The organism is Methylobacter sp., from assembly GCF_023227905.1.
Taxonomy (GTDB): domain Bacteria; phylum Pseudomonadota; class Gammaproteobacteria; order Methylococcales; family Methylomonadaceae; genus Methylobacter_A.
The window spans coordinates 1-2682 of record NZ_JALOCF010000126.1 but is presented as its reverse complement, the minus strand read 5'-3'; the positions used below and the strand labels follow the sequence as shown (position 1 = coordinate 2682).

General features: G+C 54.7%; 2 protein-coding genes. Both read right to left on the bottom strand.

The window, feature by feature from the left end; genetic code table 11:
- Positions 1 to 1909 (bottom strand): FUSC family protein (locus M0R47_RS21685; protein WP_292558438.1); only part of this gene is annotated, 1909 nt, incomplete at its 3' end.
- A partial coding sequence (locus M0R47_RS21680) for an efflux RND transporter periplasmic adaptor subunit (protein WP_292558437.1) occupies positions 1906 to 2682 on the bottom strand: 777 nt, incomplete at its 5' end. The genes M0R47_RS21680 and M0R47_RS21685, both read right to left, overlap by 4 nt.

Below are 2682 nucleotides of genomic sequence, written 5' to 3'. Positions count from 1 at the left end.
GCAAGCCGGACAAATTGCCGGCTGCTTCAATAATCGCACCCAGCGTTGTTCTTTCGTTGATTTTGTCGATCAATCTTGCATCCGGTTCCAGAACTGCGTGAATCACTAAATCCTGTGCAGCAGCCAAATCTTTTTCTGCAGACAAGCGCAATGGCAACGTATGCCTGAGCATCAGGCTCAGATCCGGCAGCCGGGTTGTGAGCTTGGCGAGTGTGTGCAATGCCGCTACGCTATGGTGACGAGCAAGCACAATCGAACGCCGCGGCCATAGCGCATAGTCGATTACTCCCATCACAATGATGCCCAGCAAAATGCCGATAACCCGGTCACGAGGCAGATAGAGATCTGTGACGGGGCCGAAATCATGTAAAACGAACAGCGCGAATGAAAACCCGATCTGCCTGCCCATGTATGCGATACGTTCACTGCCGGAGGAAATCCAGGCCGCAAGAGCCCATACCGGAATCGTTGCAATAACAAAGCCGGCGATGGTGTCGATTTGGGACTGGAATACCAGCACATATAAGTAGGCGCAGAGCCCACCCAGGGCCGCGCCCGACAGACGCAATAGCGATAGCCGGTAGTCGGCGCCGAGACTGGTTTGTGCAGCGACCAAACAGGTAGGTATGGCGGTATTGATATCCGGCCAGTCCAGGCTTTCCACGATCAGCGTGCAAAGTATGGCGCCCAGAGAAAATTTAATCCCGAATTGCAGGCTGTCGGCATGCGTCGCCCAGAAGTCATAGCCAAACCAGGCTGGAATCCAGCCATCTGCTTCGTTACTGTCGGTTTCGGCCTCTATGGTTTTAATTTCAGGCGCTGCTGCCGGGTTATGTAAATTATGCATCAATCCAGAGATACGCTGCAGCGCTCGCCAAACGGCGGTTAACAGCGAAGGGTTGGTTTGCAGCGAATAACTGTGCAGCACTTCATCGGCCAGCAGCGTCTCTATTTGGCCGGAAACATCGCGCGATTCTTCCACGCCTTGCCGAAGCGTTGTACAGGCGCTTTGCAGTGCCAGGTAGACATTTAATTTTTCCTGATTCATCGATTGAGCGCGATACTCTGCCGTCAATACCTGATCCAGCCAGATGGCCATCTGCCGTAAACCGTCGATTTCAAGCAGCAGGGCAAGATAAGTATCATGCTGTTTATGCATGGAGGGATGTATCAATTCCGCGTTTGCCAGTAAACCCAGTATTTTGCCGAAGCTGCCGGCGCTGGAAAGTTTCGAGATTACCCTCTCATGGATCTTCACACCGCTGTCGGCCAGGCGAGTACTCAAAATGTATTCCACTGCCGCCAGTTGTTCCGCGATACTCGTCTTCAGCTGTTTGAGCGGGTCTTGCGGTTTGATGGTCAGATGCACCACAGTCCATGAGCCTATAGCCAGCACGCCAATGATTGGGATATTCCACAGGGCGTTATAGATAGCTTGATCGGGGGCGCTTGGGCTATACAGCACCGCTACGGAATACCATAGGGCGATGCCGGTGGGCCAGGCGATCAGACGGGCATGAAATAGGGCGATAGCCAGTATGATGAAAGACAAGGGTAGCAACAGCCAGGCATCATTGCCGGCTAACATCAGCGTAAATACCGATACCAGTGTAGTGACGATGATATAGCCCAGTTGGCGCATCCCGAATGCCAGAGATTGACCGGCATTCGCATACGCGTCGTAACTCAAGCAGATCAGCAGTGCGATCGCACCCAAGGGGGGAACGTGCAGGGCTTGGCTGACTAGCGCAATGGTCAGCGACACGATGAACAGACGGAGTGCAGCTACCCTCCGTCCTGGAAAATCTCTGAGTTCAGTCTTCAGGAATTGTGTCAGGCCGGTTCCGAACCAAAGTCTGCTTCGGCTTTTATTCAGAACCGAAGTGTGCTGCGTATCACCGTTATTCATTGCGGAATCCGGGCTTTGCTGGCTCCTTCCTCACTGGCCGGCGAAAGCCCCGGACTTTCGGCCGGGCGATCCAGAACAGTGACAAAGGCGGTCATGCCCATGCGCAGCGGATGCTCGGGGTCGCGCTCCTTTATCTCAATCCGTACCGGAAAACGCGATGCAAGGACGACCCAGTGCAATGTACGCTCAACCTCCGGCAGTACCCCTTGTTGCTTGATATTATCGGGAGAATTGGCCCAGCCAATACCCGTCACCACGCCCTGGTAGCGTTTTCCCGGATAACCGACCAGGAACACTTCGGCTTCCTGACCGGGGCGGATGGACTGTAGATAAGTTTCTTTGAAGTTGGCGATGGCATACCAGTGGCGGTCATCGACCAAGGCAAACATTTGCGTTCCGACCTTGGCGTATTCGCCTTCGCGTGTGTTCAGGTTGGTGACGTAGGCATCGAAAGGCGCCCTCACCGAACAGTATTCCACGTCGAGCTCCGCGGCGGCAACGACCGCTTTGGCCGCTTCGATGCGGGCATTGACGTCACCGACCTGGGCAATCAACGATACGGCGCTGCGGCTCTCGCTTTTGGCTTCGGCGATCGCGCTTCGGGCCGAAAGTTCCTTGGCCCGCGCATCTGCCAGCTCAGCACGTGAGGCAGCATACTTGGAGCGGGCCTGCTTGAGCTGGTCTGCGGTGACGTATTGTTTCTCCGCCAATGGCTCAAGGCGTTCCAGATAGCTATGCAGGTATTCATCCTCAGCCTCAATTCTGTTAACTTC